We start from the raw sequence: 14984 nt of genomic DNA, 5'->3' as shown, positions 1-14984 counted from the left end.
AAAAGGCCGGTGCGGTTTTCGCCCCGGCCTTTTTTGTGAGTTTAAAATATGGAAAAAGTTGGGTTTACGCCACCACCATATTATCCCGATGGATCAGTTCCTCGTCGTCAGCATAGCCCAGTATTTTTTCAAAATCCGCGCTGCTCTTGCCTGCAATTAACTGACTGTCCGCTGCCCCGTAGTTAATGAGGCCTCTGGCGATTTCCATGCCGTTTTCATCAAGGCATAAGACCAGCTCGCCGCGTTCAAATTGCCCTAAGACACTTTTTACCCCGACTGCCAGCAGGCTTTTGCCTTCATTTTTAAGCACTTTAACCGCGCCTGCGTCCAGTACCAATTGGCCTTTGACTTGCAGTTGCCCTGCCAGCCAGCGTTTGCGGGCGGCGATGGGTTCGAGGTCGGGCAGGAAGTAGGTACCCAGTTCTACGCCTGCAATCACTTGACTAATGACGTTTTCGGCGGCGCCAGCGGCGATCACCGTGGCTGCGCCGGAGCGTGAGGCCAGTCGGGCGGCACGGACTTTGGTGGACATGCCGCCTTTGCCTAAACCGCTGCGGCTATCACCTGCCATTTTGTCAAGGCTTGGATCGTTGGCGCTGATTTCTGACACCAAGGTTGCGTCCGGGAATAAGGTTGGGTCACCTGTGAACAGGCCTTGTTGATCGGTGAGGATGAGCAGCAGTTCGGCTTCAACTAGGTTGGCGACCAATGCGCCTAGGGTATCATTGTCGCCAAAACGGATCTCTTCGGTGGCAACGGTGTCATTTTCATTGATGACGGGGATGATGCCAAAATCAAGCAATGTCAGTAGGGTGCTGCGGGCGTTCAGGTAGCGCTGCCGGTCGGATAGGTCGTCGTGGGTCAGCAGCACTTGTGCGGCGTGGAGGCCGTGTTGCTGGAAGCCGTCGTCGTAAAAGCGCACCAGGCCCATTTGTCCGACAGCGGCGGCGGCTTGCAGTTCGTGCAAGGTCTTGGGGCGGGTTTTTAAGCCTAGCCGGCTCATGCCTTCGGCAACCGAGCCGGACGACACTAATACCACATCAACGCCGTTGTGGCGCAATTGTGCCATTTGTTTGACCCAATCGGCGATGGCGACTTTATCCAGCCCTTGTCCGCCTTTGGTGAGCAGTGAGCTGCCTATTTTGACGACGACACGTTTTAGATTTGCGAAATCATGCCTGCTCATTGGCCACCCGCCTTTGTTCTTCTAAAAACTCCATGATGGCAAACATCAGGGTTTGTGTGCCTGCACCATTGATGGCTGCTGTTTTAAAGACGGAGCCAGTCCAGTTGAGTTCGGCAATAATGGCGTCGCAGTGTTCTTCCACTTCGTCAGGTGGTAGGCGGTCGATTTTGTTCAGTACTAACCAGCGTGGTTTGTTGGCAAGGTCGTCGCTCCATTTTTCCACTTCGCGGATAATTTTTTGCGCGGCTTGTACGGGTGTGTCCATGCTTTCGTAGGGTGCAACATCGATAAGATGCAGTAACAGGCCGGTACGTGACAGATGTTTAAGGAATTGCAGCCCCAAGCCTGCGCCGTCGGCGGCGCCTTCGATAACGCCGGGTACGTCGGCGATGACAAAACTGCGGAATTCGTCGATTCTGACGACGCCAAGGTTAGGATAGAGCGTGGTGAACGGGTAGTCGGCAACTTTGGGTGTTGCTGAGGAGACGGCGCGGATTAAGCTGGATTTGCCGGCGTTAGGCATGCCGAGCAAGCCGACATCTGCGATCAGGGTCAGTTCTAATAGCAATAAGCGATGTTCGCCGGCAGAGCCTTTGCTGGCTTTTTGCGGGGCGCGGTTGATGCTACTTTTGAAGCGGGTATTGCCTAGGCCGTGGAAGCCGCCTTGGGCAACCAATAGGGTTTCGCCGACAGTGAGCAGGTCGCCAATCACTTCTTCGGTGCTGGCATCATAAACACGGGTGCCTAAAGGAACAGCTACGAAGCAATCTTCGCCTTTTTTGCCGGTGCAGTTACGCCCCATGCCATTTTGTCCGCGTTCGGCACGGTACACTGTTTGGTAGCGGAAGTCTGCTAGGGTGTTGACGTTTTCCATGGCGACCAGATAGACGCTGCCGCCGTCACCGCCGTCACCGCCGTCCGGGCCGCCCATTGGAATGTATTTTTCGCGTCGGAAACCGACCGCGCCATTGCCGCCATCGCCCGCTTCGACGCGAACTTCTGCTTCATCAACAAATTTCATAGTTGTTTACACCGCTTTAAACCAGATTGTAAAAACAAAAAAAGCCCCGCCATACAAACGGCGGAGCTTTTCGGGGTTTGGGGTTGTTCCCCTTTGCCAGCGTAGCTTTGCATGATGGCTATAAAAAGCGTGGCAGGCTGGGCTGGGTCAATTTTTTAGCCAAGCTCTGGCAAATGCCTCTTGGTCTGTTTTGAAGAATTCGATGCTGAATGGAACAAAACCATTTAGGAAAAAAAGCAGGGCGCTATCCCGCCATCTTAAGTCGCCAACAATTGCCAGCCTGTCCAGGTGCTTTTGGATGTATTCGTCATCTTCGTCATCGTCCCAACTGGCAAATTTGGAAACGTTGAGAAAACCATCTTCAATGATAATAAGGCCAATGGCTCTGCCGTGCCGTTTCATGAAGCTGACGACTTCTTTTTTTATGGCATCGGCATCAGGTCGATCTAATACACCTGATGAACGGACAACAAATAGATTGTTTTCTTCAAACTGGATAGTTAAGGCCATTAGCGCTACCTTATTGCTTGATAAGGAAAAAATATTTGCTATAGCTTAACATGGGCAAGGCTAATTTGATTTTCCAAAGGCTTGTGGTGTGTACAGGCCTTTGGAAGTCTTTGGAATTAAGCAGCGGGAACGATGCTGACAAATTTACGGCCTTTGGGGCCTTTAACTTGAAATAACACGGTGCCGGCAGCTGTGGCGAACAGTGTGTGGTCTTTACCAATTCCGACGTTTTCGCCTGCATGGAAGCGTGTGCCGCGTTGACGGACGATGATGCTGCCCGCAGGAATGGTTTCGCCGCCAAAGGCTTTTACGCCCAAGCGTTGTGCATTAGAATCGCGACCGTTGCGGGTACTACCGCCAGCTTTCTTATGAGCCATTGTTAACTCCTGAGATTATGCAGAAATGCCAGTGATCTGGACTTCTGTGTAGTATTGACGATGCCCCATTTGTTTCATGTGGTGCTTACGTCTTCTGAATTTAATGATTTTGATTTTGTCGTGACGGCCTTGTGACAAAACGGTTGCAGTCACTTTGCCGCCTTCAACCAGAGGTGCGCCGATTTTGATTTCGTCGTCTGATTGAATCATCAGTACTTTGTCAAACTCAACGCTGTCGCCAACGCCCAGTTCCAATTTTTCTATTTTTAAGTAAGTACCTTCCTGAACGCGGTACTGTTTACCACCTGTTTGAATTACCGCATACATCGGTCAAGCTCCATCAAGCAAAATCTGTTTTAAGTAGACCCGGCATTATATTTTTGTTGACAGGTTTAGTCAATTACATTTTTATTTTGATGATGTGTTGGCGCCCTATCTTATATTCTTTCCAAAGCCAGCAGGCTTTTTTGTCATGCTGTCATGCTATTAGGTCGGTTTGTTTTTATGCTTTCTGCGAAGCGCATAAGGCAGCTCTTGCCATACAGCCTAACTAGGCATGGGCGATTGCTGATGTATTAGGTTATAATAGGCTGATAATCAATAATTAAAACCCTACAGAAAGCACAAACTAATGGCCGCGCAACCTCAATCATCCACGCCTGCCCAGGCACTCATCGACTTTGATTCCATTAAAAATTTAACGTTGGCAGAAGCTAAGGCCGTTGATCGGTTAATTGTTGAAGAATTAAGTTCTGATGTGGTGTTGATTAACCAAATGGGGCATTACATTGTCGGTAGCGGCGGCAAGCGCTTGCGTCCAATGTTGCTGTTGTTGGCGGCAAAAGCGTTGGGTGAGGTCAGCCAAAGCCATTTGATCTTGGCGGCGGTGATTGAATTTATCCATACTGCGACTTTGCTGCACGATGACGTGGTGGACGAGTCGGACTTAAGGCGAGGCAAAGAGTCCGCCAACGCCGTGTGGGGCAATGCCGCCAGCGTCTTGGTTGGCGATTATTTGTATTCCAGCGCCTTTGAAATGATGGTGCGTACCGGCAATATGCGGGTTATGGAAATTCTTTCAAAAACCACGACAGCTATTGCTGAAGGTGAAGTGCTGCAATTGCTCAATTGCAACAACCCTGAAACTACCGAAGCCAAATACTTGGAAGTCATCGCCAGAAAAACAGCCATTCTGTTCAGTGCCGCTACCCGTTTGGCGGCGGTAATTTCAAGCGAAAGCCCTGAAGTGGAAGAAAATTTGGCGCAATACGGTCAGCATTTGGGTGTGGCGTTCCAGTTGATTGACGATGCACTTGACTATAAAGCCAACCCAGAAGAATTGGGCAAAAATTTGGGTGATGACTTGGCGGAAGGCAAGCCGACTTTGCCATTGATTTACGCCATCCAAAACGGATCGGAAAGCGAGGCGGCGATCATCATTGATGCCATTCAAAATGGCAACCGTGATGCCTTTAACGAGGTTTATGCCGTGGTGCAAAAAACCCAAGCGATTGCTTATACCGAGCAACGCGCCGAAGATGAAGCGCAAAAAGCCATCGATGCATTGGCAGTGTTGCCGGAGTCTGAGTTTAAAGAAGCCTTAAAGTTATTGGCTAAGTTTTCAGTTCAGCGAAGCTATTAATAGCTGTTCCGACATCTTTATTGGCGAGTCCCCCTCGCCAATCTCTATTTCTTCTGTCTAAACCATTTTTTATTTCCTTAGTACATACCAATGCCGTGGTTTTTTGCCTAGGTCAATGGTGTATTTGCCTTGTTGGTAAAGTGGTACCAATGCTTCTTCTTCGTCACCGCCGTTACTGATTGGATAAAGTTTTAAGTCTTCTGGGGCGTTGAAGCTGATCGTTCCGGAGATAGGTTCGGAAAGGAAGGGCAGGCTGTTTTTTTCAGTGGTTTCGGCTTTTGCCAGTGCTGTGATAAAGATTTTTGTCGAATCTTTGATGGCTTTGTTTTCTAAGCTTTGCACGCTAATAGTGGCTGCTGGTGTGGTAATGCTAAAACTGGCGTTCGCCAACTTAATATTTTCCCCGCCTAGCCATCCCGATACGGCTTGTGTCTTTTCGGTGTCAATGCTGTGGATGCCTTTTTCCCAATCACGTTTTAATTCTCCAGTATCTGAGATGACAAAGTTTTGCCCTTCGGGAATATAGTCTTTGTCAGGATCGGTAATGGCAATGCTGTTTTTAGCCAAGGGCGTGCTTTTCAACCAAGGCAGTTCGCTTGTTTCGGGTATGCCAATGGTCAGGCGGCTGGTTTCAAAGAGTGATCGGATGGTTTTTGATGTGTTGGGGTCAATCCGTTTGTAGAAAAAGTCATTTTTGGGCAATTGCAGCTGATAGTTGTTTTTCGCGGGGGCAACTTGGCCTTGTCGATAAATGAGGGCGGCAGCGGGCATTAAGCCTATTGTAGAAGGGTCGTTAAAAAAACTGTAATCGCCTGAGCGTTCGTCATTGCCAAGTTTTTGTTGGCTGTAGCCATAGAGCATTATGGCATCCCAGCCTTGTAAGCTGGCAATGCTCGCCGTGTAAAGCGGTGCTGTAAAGCGGTCTTCGCCGGCGAAGGGTTCAATAGCCCATTCGCTGCTGCTTAAGGGTTTGTTGGCAACTTGTGCACCTGCGATCCAAGCTAGATAGCTGGGGTTAAAGCGAGGATTATGTTTGAGTTCTTCCGCTAAGCCATAAGAGTGGCTATCAATGACATTGCCATCAGTTAATGAGGGCAGGCCAAAAATGCCCATTTTTCCCCAGCTGTTGGTAGTTGCCAGAAGGCTTTTATAGCCTTGTTGTCGGATGCTGTTGCTTAATGTTTGGTTAAAGCGATGCTCCAGCTCATTTAAAAATAGCTTGGCTGGACCCATTTCCCAAGGGTGACTGGTCTTGGTAGGCGGTAACTGGTAGGTTTCTGAGAAGGTTTTTGCCGCACTGTTAAAAAGAGTTGAATGGGCAATATAGTTGTTTTTTCCGCCGAATAGGTTGCCATAATGTTGGGTTAAATCGTTTTCATTAGTTAATAGTACCGAGATGATAGCGGGGTCGTCTTGGTAAGCAATTTTTGTATAGAGGTTAACATGACCAAGGTAGGCTTTATTAAAAGCCTGCATTTTTTGTTGGATGCTGGTATTTAGGTAACTAAAACCCTTGCCATCTTTTTTTGTTTTTTTTGCGTTGACTTCATCAAAATAATCAATGCCATCCGCCTCAGTAAAAGTGCGGTTGACGTGCAAATCCAGCCAAACATAAATACCTTGTTCCTTTAGGCATTTAATCCACAGGTCGAGTTTTTGTAATGACTGTTCAGATAGGGATTGGGTATCCGTTTCGGGGTTTTTGAAAATATTGGGTTTGACCCATTTGCTGTCGTGATGGTGGATTCTGACCAAGTTAAATCCTAGTTGCGCAAGACGTTTGGCATGTTTTTCTATGTCAACATCACTGCTTTGGTACAAGGCGTTCGCCATGACGTTGGTACCCCAAAATTTGGCTGCCGTACCGTCAGCAAAAACTAATTGATCTTCCCGTGCCTGCAGTATGCCGTGCTTGCCGGCGGGTTTGTGGTCGTTGTTCAGATACGATAAATCAATGGGTGATGCCGTGTCGTCCAAAATGTTTTTATGCCATTGGCTTAGGTCGGTCGGTTTTGTGCCGATTGAACCTTCAAGTTTGTTTTTGCTGTTGACGCTGATGGTGACGTTCGAGTGTTGCGGGCCTTTCTTGATGTCTGTGAAGAACAGCGCCCTGATGAGGCTTTTTTGGCCCTTTTCAAAATACAGCTTGGCAGGTGCGGGTGAGAATTTGACGGTGACGGATTCCCCGTTAGGTGTTTGCCATTGCCAGCCCTGGTTGTCTGGAAGCAGCTCGGGTGGCTGGGCTTTGGATGGAAAAGTGGGTGAGTCGAGCTGAAATTTGTACTCAATCCCAAAGCCAATGGCATCCGGCACATCGGCGTGTTTGTCCCATTCGTAAGCCCAAGTCATTTGTTGGTCTTGTTGGCTGATACTGCCTTTGAAATCGATATCCATGCTTTCATTGCGCCCAGTAAAGCTGTCAAGATTGCTGCTGGTGCTCACTTTTGTATTGGCCCATTGCCATTTTCCCGTCCAACCCACATAGGTGCTGCGGATCAGCGGCAGGGTTTGTTCGCCTAATGAGAACAAGGCATTTTTTTTCTCGATTTTGATTTCGTCAATTGCAAAGCTGTTAAGGCTGAGTAACAGGCCGGAGGTAAGAAAAATGGCGGAGGATAGGCGCATAGTAATTCAAGAATTGGATTTTAATTGGGAGGATTGCTTTTTCAGTTCTTTAAGTGTTTTTTCGGCAATGTTTACATAAGCAGCACTGATGCCTATAAATGCCCAGAACAGGACAGGGACATAATCGATCGGGCTGGTGGTAAAAATAGTCAATAAAATGCCACTGAGAATGCTCAATAGGATACGCCCCAAGCGGATCAGTTCAGTTTCGTTGGCAGGTAAGTGCTTGCTTAACCAGTAGCATTTTGACATCAGTACCGCAAAAATGGCTAAAAATAATCCCAGCCCAATCATGCCATTGTTGAGCGCGATAAAGACAAAGCTGTTAACAATGTCGATAATGCCTTGGCCTTGGCGCATGCTTTCCATTTCTGGCGTTTCCAGAAATGTTGTCGAGCCGAACCAAGGGTTTTGTTGGAATACCACCCATGATACTTCCAGCAATTTGGCGCGGTAGTCGATGGTGTCCGAGCGCGCCGTGCCAATAATCGGTAACAAGTCGATAAATTTTCTGCCGGCTTCTGTCAGGCTCAGCAAAAATAGCCCGCCAATTGCTGATGCGGCGAGCGTTGATAAATACTTAATGCTGTTTGGCCCCGTCCACAGGTAGGTTGCGAAGGCGATGGTAAACGCTACCCAAGGGCCGCGGGCGACGGATGCCAATAATCCTGCGATGACCGCAAGCATTAATAGGTTAAATGTTTTTTTGTTACGGATTAATGGCTTAAGGTAGAGTAGCACATAAAATTCGATGAGCATTGCATAACCCAGAATGATGGGCCCCTTAAAAACAGATGTCGCCCTTAGCGCGCCTCCTCTGTTATCGTAAGCAAATTTCGGGTTTTTTCCGGTTAAGACTGTGATGAGATCGTTAAATAAATGCCAATGTTTGATGGCCTCAAAAATGGCGATAAAAGTTGTTGGCAACAAGCCGATGGCAAAGGCAATCAGCGCTCGATTGAGGTGGGGTAAATCGGGTAAAAACCGGCTGAGCATGAAGTAAGGCAAATAAATATCCAAGAAATATAAAAAACATTCCCTTAAGGCATTTGTCGCCGTATTGTCCCTAAATTCAGAAAAAGAAATCAGGGCAATGTATAAGATTAGCCAACGATCAGTCGGCATTGTGAAAATACGCATTGGCGTGCGGCCGGTAATGAACGGTAGCAGCAGGCAACAAAGCGCCAATAATCTGGGGTAGGTCAGTTCGAATAGATAGCGTATGCCGGGCATGGGGATTTCTACCGGCAAAAGCGGCAGTGCGCATAGCAATAGCAAGTAATAAGTTATTCGGTTTGCGCTAGATTTTGGGAAGGCTAAAAAAGTAAACAGGATAAAAAAAGCGACAAACAGCCAAAAGTTGCCCAGCAAAAATGCCGAAGCAACCACGGCTAACCATAGGTTGCGCCAACGGATTAATGTCTTTAGGTTTAAAAAGGCAGGCAATGCCCTACCTACCATAGTAAATGCACCAAAACTTATCGCTAAAACGAAAAAAAATGAGCGGATCGACTCGGACATGGATTTTATTGGGGGTAAAGGTGATAGTAAAAGGAGAGGTTGCCCAAAAATGAGACAATTTCAGCAAAATTGATCTAGCTTATGATTATAATCGTTATCGATGCTAAATAAGCCAACTATAATAATGCTGGCGTCCCTAAAAATTAAAGCTTAATTGTTGCTGTTTTGCTGTTTGGTAAAAAAGAATGCATAAAAAAAGGATTGTTTCCGCAGGTAGCTGGGTGTTAGCCAGTTATTTTATGTCCCAATTGGTGCGGTTAGGGAGCAATCTTGTTCTGACCCGATTGTTGGTTCCAGAAATGTTCGGCGTGATGGCCATTGTAACCGCTATCAATATCGGTGTTTTTATGTGTACGGAAATGGGCTTAAAGCAAAATATTTTCCGTCATGTACAAGGGGGGCAACCCGAATACCTTAATACCGCTTGGACGATACAAATTATCCGTGGCGGCATAATTTGGCTGTTCATTGTCGGATTGGGCTGTTGGCTAAAGTGGTTTGGGCAAGCGGAGTTGGGGCAAGGCGTATACGCTTACCCGCAATTACCGGAAATTTTATGGGTTTCTGGCGCAAACGCTTTAATAGCGGGGGGTGCTTCGACTAAAATTTGGTTGGCGCAGCGCGACTTACAATTGCATAGGGTCACGCTTATCGAGTTGTTTTCGCAAGTAGTCGGCATTGCTGTGATGATTGCTTGGGCTTATTATGAAAAAACCATTTGGGGCTTGGTCTATGGGAATTTGCTGGGTACTTTTTTAAACACAATCTTGTCACATTGTTTGCTGAAAGGTTCGCGAAACAAACTCTACTTCGACAAGGCAATTGCTCTAGAATTTTTGCATTTTGGCAAATGGCTCTTTGCATCGGCGGTCATTACTTTTTTTGCGCTGCATGGCGACCGTATCATTTTGGGTAAATTTCTAGCGGCGGAAAAATTAGGTATTTATACGGTTGCTTATTTTTTAGCCGATTCCGTCAATACCGTCTTGGGCAAGATTAGCGATGGCGTGCTGTTTCCGCTGCTCAGCGCCGCTTGGCGTGAAAAGCCAGAGTCGATAAAAACCATCTATTACAAAATACGCTTGTTGCAAGATACTTTTGTTTTGTTGGCCGCTGGTTTTTTGTATTCGACAGCGCCGTTGATTATCGACATACTTTACGATGAACGCTATCAGGATGCAGGGTGGATACTAAGGGTTTTATCCATTTCTTTGATCGGCTCCGTTTATGTGCTGGGCAGTAAGCTGTTAACGATCATTGGCAAGCCATTTGTAAGGACAATCATCGTCGCCGCAAGGGCGATTTTATTATGGGTTACCGTACCTTTGGCATTCAATTTATACGGTATGCATGGGGCTGTTTATGCCATTGCGGGCAATGTCATCATTGAAGTCTTTATTGTCCTCTTGGCGCTGCATAAGTATAAATTGTTACGCTTTTTTCGAGAGATCATGCTGATCCCCATGGTCGCTGTGGGTTATGCGCTTGGGATTGCGTGCCAACAGTTTTATTTCTTTATTCTTAAGGATTTTTCTTCATGGACAAAACTACTAGGCTAATACCGGATTTTCTTATTGTCGGTGCCATGAAATCGGGAACAACAACGCTTTACCAGTATCTTTGCGGACATCCCGATATTTTTATGACCACGCCCAAAGAGCCCGGTTACTTTAGCCGCGATAGCGTCTATCAAAAGGGTAAAGATTGGTATTTGTCGTTGTTCAAGGATGCAAGGGCAGGGCAGTGGCTAGGCGAAGCTTCCACCTGCTATTCGCGTTGGCCGCATTTTGCTGATGTTCCTAAGCGAATCCACGCTTTCAATAAAGATGTCAAACTCATTTTTATCATGCGTCATCCCGTTGAGCGGGCTTACTCGCATTATGGTCATTCGTTGTTTACCGACAATAAGCATTACCGCTCCTTTGAGGAGGCCTTGGATGCCGAGCCGGAAATACTGGATGCCAGCAAATACATGTCCCAAATTAATCGGTTTTTGGAATATTTTCCTAAAGAGCAAATTTTGCTGGTTGATTTCGATGCACTGATAAGTGATCCGGATGCCATAATGCAAACAGTGCAAGCCTTCATTGGCTGCAATGTCATCAATTTGTCAATCGCAAGTGAGATAAAGGCAAACGAAGCGGGCGAAGCGAGCATTAAGCGCAAATTGACGAAGCAAATTTATAAAATAAGAAGGTTGCCCGGCATCAGTCTGCTTGTCAATGTCTTGTTGCCTGCCGGTAGCCGCAATCAACTGCTGCACAAATTAGTCGACGATTTGGTTGGCTCGCCTTTCGGTCAATGGTTAAAAAGGCGAGGAAAAAAACGCTTGTCGCCTTTGAACGCCAACACAAGGGTCAAGCTGCTCAGTGATTTGATGGAAGACACAAAAGCATTGGAGGTCTATTGGGGCAAAGACCTTTCAAAATGGTATCAATAGCAAAAAGGGGGAATTTATGACAAAGCTTGATCTAATTAATCCAATTGACCGTGATGCACTAAAAGCATCAATCCTTGCCAGCGCGCCTTACCCTAATTTCCATATCGACAATTTTTTAAAAGAAGACTTTGCCGAAGCTGTTTTTCAGGCGTTTCCTTCGTTTGAGGATGCCCAAAAAATAGGCCGTGGCTATCACAAGGTTAACGAGAAGTTAAAGGTTCAGATTACCAATTCGGAATTGTTTCCTGATCCTATCAAAAAACTGCATGAGCTGTTGGCATCGCCTGAGTTTTTGGCCTTAATCGGTGATCTAATGAGTATTCCCAATCTTCTTGCTGATCCTGATTTAATCGGCGGAGGTATCCACGAAACCAATTCCGGCGGGCATTTGGATGTACATGTCGATTTTAACTATCTAAAGGATAAGCAGTGGCATCGGCGTCTCAACATCCTCATCTATTTCAATAAAGATTGGAAAGACGAATACGGCGGTTTCTTTGAATTGTGGGATAAGGATGTAAAAAAATGTCACGGTTCTTATGCGCCTATTTTTAATCGGGTGTTTGTTTTTGAAACCAGCGAAATTAGTTTCCATGGCGTGACACCGGTCACTTGCCCGCCTGACATCATGCGCAAATCATTTGCCGCTTATTACTACACCGCAGAAGCCCCGGCACATTGGGACGGGCAACACCATTCAACGATCTTTAAACCGCGGCCTGACGAGTGGCTTAAAGGCAATGTTTTGATGCCTTATGAAAAATCCACGGCTCAAGTTGCTGGTGTTTTGGGCAGGTTAAAAAAGAAATGCTCAAATTTTTTTGTAAAATCATAGGCTTGGTAGTCTAATCAAATGACGGTTTAAAACGTATATGATTTATTTTTTAAGTGGCGCGTTACGCTCAGGTACAACGCTTTTGCATCTGATGTTAGACCATCATCCTCAGCTGGTAAGTCCAGGTGAATTTGATTTTATGTTTGATCTTATAGGGGATGACGGGCAGCTTCCCACACTTGATAAATATTACGAGTTTTTACAGACTAGCCGTATTTTTAATTCAAAAGCCTTAATCATTGATAAAAGCCTTGGCTTTGTTGAATTAATCCACTCTTTTGCCCAGCAACTTAAAAAGTCTGACAATGTTTTGATTTTAAATGTACATCGTAATTTTCATCGCATTTTTTATATTTTTCCTGAAGCCAAATACATACACTTGTTAAGGGATCCGCGTGATGTGTCCAGATCCAGCATTGAAATGGGATGGTGTGGCAATGTCTATTTTGGTGTTGACCACTGGATAGCTTCGGAAAGGTCATGGGATGTTTTGGCTAGTCGGGTAGATGATTCAAAAATTTACAGTCTTAATTTTGAAGGTTTGGTGTTAAACCCTGAGGATGAGTTAAATAAGGTGTGTGTTTTTTTAGGGGTTATCTACAGCCCTCAAATGCTCGATTATCCTAAAAAATCCAGTTATAAAAAACCGGATAAAGCCTTGGCTAGCCAGTGGACTAAACGGTTGAGCCGCTCAGAAATCCAACATGTTGAAAGCAAAGCCAGTGATTTAATGCTCAATCGAGGTTATGCTCTAAGTGGTTTGCCGCTTAAGCATGTCAGCATATTAGGCAAGGCTGGTTTGTTGCTACAAAATAAAATATTTAGGTTACGTTTCGGTATCAATCGTTATGGCTTTATCCTTTTTGCCAAAGAGCTGCTAAGCCGTCGATTGGGCTTTAAAGCGTTCCACGAGCAGTGTGTTTTGGAAAAAAACCAAATAGACAAACAACATCTTCGTTAATTATGGAAAAACTTGTTAATAGCCATCATTACGAGCTAGCGGTGGTGGTGATTAATTTCCGCACCGCAGACTTGACGATGGCGTGCTTGCATTCCTTATGTGCAGAGCTTAAAACCTTAAACGCCTGCGTGGTGTTGGTCGATAATTTTTCTAACGATGGTTCTTTGGAAAAAATTGAACAACAGTTGGAAGGTTTAGCGCTACATGAACAGCTGATTGTTTGCCGCTCGTCTCGTAACGGTGGTTTTTCTGCCGGCAACAACGTTGGGATTCAGGCGGTCTCGGCAGATTTTTATTTGCTGGCCAACAGCGACACCTTGATTTCTGAAGGCGCGTTAGGGATTTTATTAAAAGCCGCGAAAGCCAATCCTCAAGCAGGCTTGGTGGCGCCGCGCTTAGAATGGCCTGACGGCACGGCGCAAGAAAGTTGTTTTAAATTTCACAACCCCCTAAGCGAATTGGCGAGTGCCGCAAAAACCGGTTTTATAAGCCGTTTTCTTAAAAACTACCTTGTTCCGCAAGCAGTTAGCGATCATGCCCGTTTTTACGATTGGCTTAGTTTTGCTTGCGTACTGATAAAAGCAGATGTGTTTGCTGGCATCGGTCTGATGGATGAAGGCTATTTCATGTATTACGAAGATGTGGCCTTTTGTTATCATGCCAAACAATCTGGTTGGCAAATTTATTACGAACCTGCCGCCCATGTGGTGCATCTCCGTGGCGGCAGTTCGCCGCTGAAAGCACAAATGAAATTAAGAAAGCGCTTGCCACGTTACTATTTTGAATCAAGAAGCCGCTATTTTTACAACACTTACGGGCAATCGGGGTTGTTGGCAGCCAATTTGTGTTGGACGTTGGGCTGGCTTATCACTTCTTTACGGCGTGTTTGTTCCAAAACTTATTTGCCGGATGTTGCCCAGCACCAATGGCGCGATATTTGGATCAATTTTTTTCATCCCTTAAAGTCCTATCTGCATCCTGACCATTATGACCAAGCCTGATTTCATCATTATTGGTGCAATGAAATGTGCGACCAGTACGCTGCATAGCCAATTGGCTACACAAGCGGGCATTTTTATGAGCGAGCCTAAAGAACCTAATTTTTTTAGTGATGACAGCCAATATGCCAAAGGCTTGGCTTGGTATGAAAGCTTGTTTGCCCATGCGCAGGCTGGTGAACTGTGCGGTGAATCAAGCACCCACTACACCAAACTGCCCGATTACCCGCATTGCGTGGCACGCCTGTCCGCTTATGCGCCGCAGGTGAAGTTGATTTATGTCATGCGTCACCCTATTGATCGGTTGGTGTCGCATTATATTCACCAGTGGTCGCAAAATGTTATGGCTTGTGACATTAACCAAGCTGTCGACCAATACCAAGAATTGACCGCCTATAGCCGCTACGCCATGCAGTTACAGCCTTATATCGACTGTTTTGGCAAACAAAACATTTTGCCGGTGTTTTTTGAAGCTATTAAAGCCCAACCGCAACAGCAGCTGGAAAAGATTGCCGAATTTATTGGTTATACCCAGCCCGTCGTTTGGCAAAAAGATTTGGCGGCGCAGAATGTTTCCAACGAACGCATACGCCGTTTTCCAGGTTATCAGTGGTTGGTCGAATCGCCATTCATGACGCAGTTACGCCGGCATTTGATACCACAAGCCTTGAGGGATCGTGTCAAAAAACAACTGACCCTGCAAGAACGCCCTGAATTGGATGCTGCACACGTGCAACAGTTGACGGCTTTGTTCAATGAAGATTTGCAGCAATTAGGCGATTGGTTGGATGTTGATTTAAATTGCGCCAATTTTGCCCAATTTGCTTTGTCGTGCAATGGCTCGTGGAAGTAAGGCGATGACTGCTGA

14 protein-coding genes are annotated in these 14984 nt (G+C 46.2%); 7 read left to right on the top strand and 7 right to left on the bottom strand.

The window, feature by feature from the left end:
• Nucleotides 1-64 precede the first annotated feature (64 nt).
• The 5 genes from proB to rplU all read right to left on the bottom strand — a co-directional run bounded on the left by proB (nucleotide 65) and on the right by rplU (nucleotide 3421).
• Nucleotides 65-1186, bottom strand: coding sequence for a glutamate 5-kinase (gene proB, locus ACYQ1O_RS01025; protein WP_459989649.1), 1122 nt, complete (start codon nucleotides 1184-1186; stop codon nucleotides 65-67).
• Entirely contained in the window at nucleotides 1173-2207 is a 1035-nt protein-coding gene (cgtA, locus tag ACYQ1O_RS01020) for an Obg family GTPase CgtA (protein ID WP_459989648.1), read from the bottom strand. The genes proB and cgtA overlap by 14 nt, the downstream gene beginning before the upstream one ends.
• 147 nt (nucleotides 2208-2354) lie before the next feature.
• Nucleotides 2355-2717: a SpoIIAA family protein gene (locus ACYQ1O_RS01015; RefSeq protein ID WP_459989647.1), complete on the bottom strand. Its 363-nt coding sequence runs from the start codon at nucleotides 2715-2717 to the stop codon at nucleotides 2355-2357.
• A gap of 116 nt (nucleotides 2718-2833) precedes the next feature.
• Nucleotides 2834-3094, bottom strand: a complete 261-nt coding sequence (gene rpmA / locus ACYQ1O_RS01010) for a 50S ribosomal protein L27 (RefSeq protein ID WP_459989646.1) — start codon at nucleotides 3092-3094, stop codon at nucleotides 2834-2836.
• A 15-nt stretch (nucleotides 3095-3109) separates the two neighbouring features.
• Nucleotides 3110-3421: a 50S ribosomal protein L21 gene (gene rplU, locus ACYQ1O_RS01005; RefSeq protein ID WP_459989645.1), complete on the bottom strand. Its 312-nt coding sequence runs from the start codon at nucleotides 3419-3421 to the stop codon at nucleotides 3110-3112.
• Between the two features lie 304 nt (nucleotides 3422-3725).
• Between rplU and ispB the strand changes: the two genes are divergently transcribed.
• Nucleotides 3726-4736 (top strand): octaprenyl diphosphate synthase, encoded by a 1011-nt coding sequence (gene ispB, locus ACYQ1O_RS01000; protein ID WP_459989644.1) that lies wholly within the window; start codon nucleotides 3726-3728, stop codon nucleotides 4734-4736.
• A gap of 69 nt (nucleotides 4737-4805) precedes the next feature.
• Here the strand turns inward: ispB and ACYQ1O_RS00995 are convergent, their stop codons facing one another.
• Together ACYQ1O_RS00995 and ACYQ1O_RS00990 are read right to left on the bottom strand one after the other, a co-directional pair.
• Entirely contained in the window at nucleotides 4806-7361 is a 2556-nt protein-coding gene (locus ACYQ1O_RS00995; protein WP_459989643.1) for a cellulase family glycosylhydrolase, read from the bottom strand.
• A 6-nt stretch (nucleotides 7362-7367) separates the two neighbouring features.
• On the bottom strand, nucleotides 7368-8822 hold the full coding sequence (locus tag ACYQ1O_RS00990) for an O-antigen ligase family protein (RefSeq protein WP_459989642.1): 1455 nt from the start codon (nucleotides 8820-8822) through the stop codon (nucleotides 7368-7370).
• 245 nt (nucleotides 8823-9067) lie between these two features.
• Here ACYQ1O_RS00990 and ACYQ1O_RS00985 point away from each other — a divergent pair, with 245 nt between their 5' ends.
• The 6 genes from ACYQ1O_RS00985 to ACYQ1O_RS00960 are packed head-to-tail and all read left to right on the top strand — an operon-like array spanning nucleotide 9068 to nucleotide 14969.
• Nucleotides 9068-10441: an oligosaccharide flippase family protein gene (locus ACYQ1O_RS00985; protein WP_459989641.1), complete on the top strand. Its 1374-nt coding sequence runs from the start codon at nucleotides 9068-9070 to the stop codon at nucleotides 10439-10441.
• Entirely contained in the window at nucleotides 10420-11322 is a 903-nt protein-coding gene (locus ACYQ1O_RS00980) for a sulfotransferase family protein (RefSeq protein ID WP_459989640.1), read from the top strand. The genes ACYQ1O_RS00985 and ACYQ1O_RS00980 overlap by 22 nt, the downstream gene beginning before the upstream one ends.
• A 16-nt stretch (nucleotides 11323-11338) precedes the next feature.
• Nucleotides 11339-12157 carry a 2OG-Fe(II) oxygenase gene (locus ACYQ1O_RS00975; RefSeq protein WP_459989639.1) on the top strand — a complete coding sequence of 273 codons (819 nt, stop codon included), beginning with the start codon at nucleotides 11339-11341 and terminating at the stop codon, nucleotides 12155-12157.
• A 37-nt stretch (nucleotides 12158-12194) separates the two neighbouring features.
• Nucleotides 12195-13118, top strand: coding sequence for a sulfotransferase family protein (locus ACYQ1O_RS00970; RefSeq protein ID WP_459989638.1), 924 nt, complete (start codon nucleotides 12195-12197; stop codon nucleotides 13116-13118).
• A 2-nt stretch (nucleotides 13119-13120) separates the two neighbouring features.
• Nucleotides 13121-14119, top strand: coding sequence for a glycosyltransferase family 2 protein (locus tag ACYQ1O_RS00965; protein WP_459989636.1), 999 nt, complete (start codon nucleotides 13121-13123; stop codon nucleotides 14117-14119).
• Entirely contained in the window at nucleotides 14106-14969 is an 864-nt protein-coding gene (locus ACYQ1O_RS00960) for a sulfotransferase family protein (RefSeq protein WP_459989635.1), read from the top strand. The genes ACYQ1O_RS00965 and ACYQ1O_RS00960 overlap by 14 nt, the downstream gene beginning before the upstream one ends.
• Nucleotides 14970-14984: the final 15 nt, after the last annotated feature.

This window comes from Methylosoma difficile, assembly GCF_054657615.1.
Note: the sequence above shows the minus strand (reverse complement) of the source record. Positions and strands in the feature narration are given on the sequence as shown.

What these genes read in the sequence shown, in the direction of transcription:
- proB (WP_459989649.1), bottom strand. Translation starts at nt 1,186, where the DNA reads ATGAGCAGGCATGATTTCGCAAATCTAAAACGTGTCGTCGTCAAAATA.
- cgtA (WP_459989648.1), bottom strand. Translation starts at nt 2,207, where the DNA reads ATGAAATTTGTTGATGAAGCAGAAGTTCGCGTCGAAGCGGGCGATGGC.
- ACYQ1O_RS01015 (WP_459989647.1), bottom strand. Translation starts at nt 2,717, where the DNA reads ATGGCCTTAACTATCCAGTTTGAAGAAAACAATCTATTTGTTGTCCGT.
- rpmA (WP_459989646.1), bottom strand. Translation starts at nt 3,094, where the DNA reads ATGGCTCATAAGAAAGCTGGCGGTAGTACCCGCAACGGTCGCGATTCT.
- rplU (WP_459989645.1), bottom strand. Translation starts at nt 3,421, where the DNA reads ATGTATGCGGTAATTCAAACAGGTGGTAAACAGTACCGCGTTCAGGAA.
- ispB (WP_459989644.1), top strand. Translation starts at nt 3,726, where the DNA reads ATGGCCGCGCAACCTCAATCATCCACGCCTGCCCAGGCACTCATCGAC.
- ACYQ1O_RS00995 (WP_459989643.1), bottom strand. Translation starts at nt 7,361, where the DNA reads ATGCGCCTATCCTCCGCCATTTTTCTTACCTCCGGCCTGTTACTCAGC.
- ACYQ1O_RS00990 (WP_459989642.1), bottom strand. Translation starts at nt 8,822, where the DNA reads ATGGTAGGTAGGGCATTGCCTGCCTTTTTAAACCTAAAGACATTAATC.
- ACYQ1O_RS00985 (WP_459989641.1), top strand. Translation starts at nt 9,068, where the DNA reads ATGCATAAAAAAAGGATTGTTTCCGCAGGTAGCTGGGTGTTAGCCAGT.
- ACYQ1O_RS00980 (WP_459989640.1), top strand. Translation starts at nt 10,420, where the DNA reads ATGGACAAAACTACTAGGCTAATACCGGATTTTCTTATTGTCGGTGCC.
- ACYQ1O_RS00975 (WP_459989639.1), top strand. Translation starts at nt 11,339, where the DNA reads ATGACAAAGCTTGATCTAATTAATCCAATTGACCGTGATGCACTAAAA.
- ACYQ1O_RS00970 (WP_459989638.1), top strand. Translation starts at nt 12,195, where the DNA reads ATGATTTATTTTTTAAGTGGCGCGTTACGCTCAGGTACAACGCTTTTG.
- ACYQ1O_RS00965 (WP_459989636.1), top strand. Translation starts at nt 13,121, where the DNA reads ATGGAAAAACTTGTTAATAGCCATCATTACGAGCTAGCGGTGGTGGTG.
- ACYQ1O_RS00960 (WP_459989635.1), top strand. Translation starts at nt 14,106, where the DNA reads ATGACCAAGCCTGATTTCATCATTATTGGTGCAATGAAATGTGCGACC.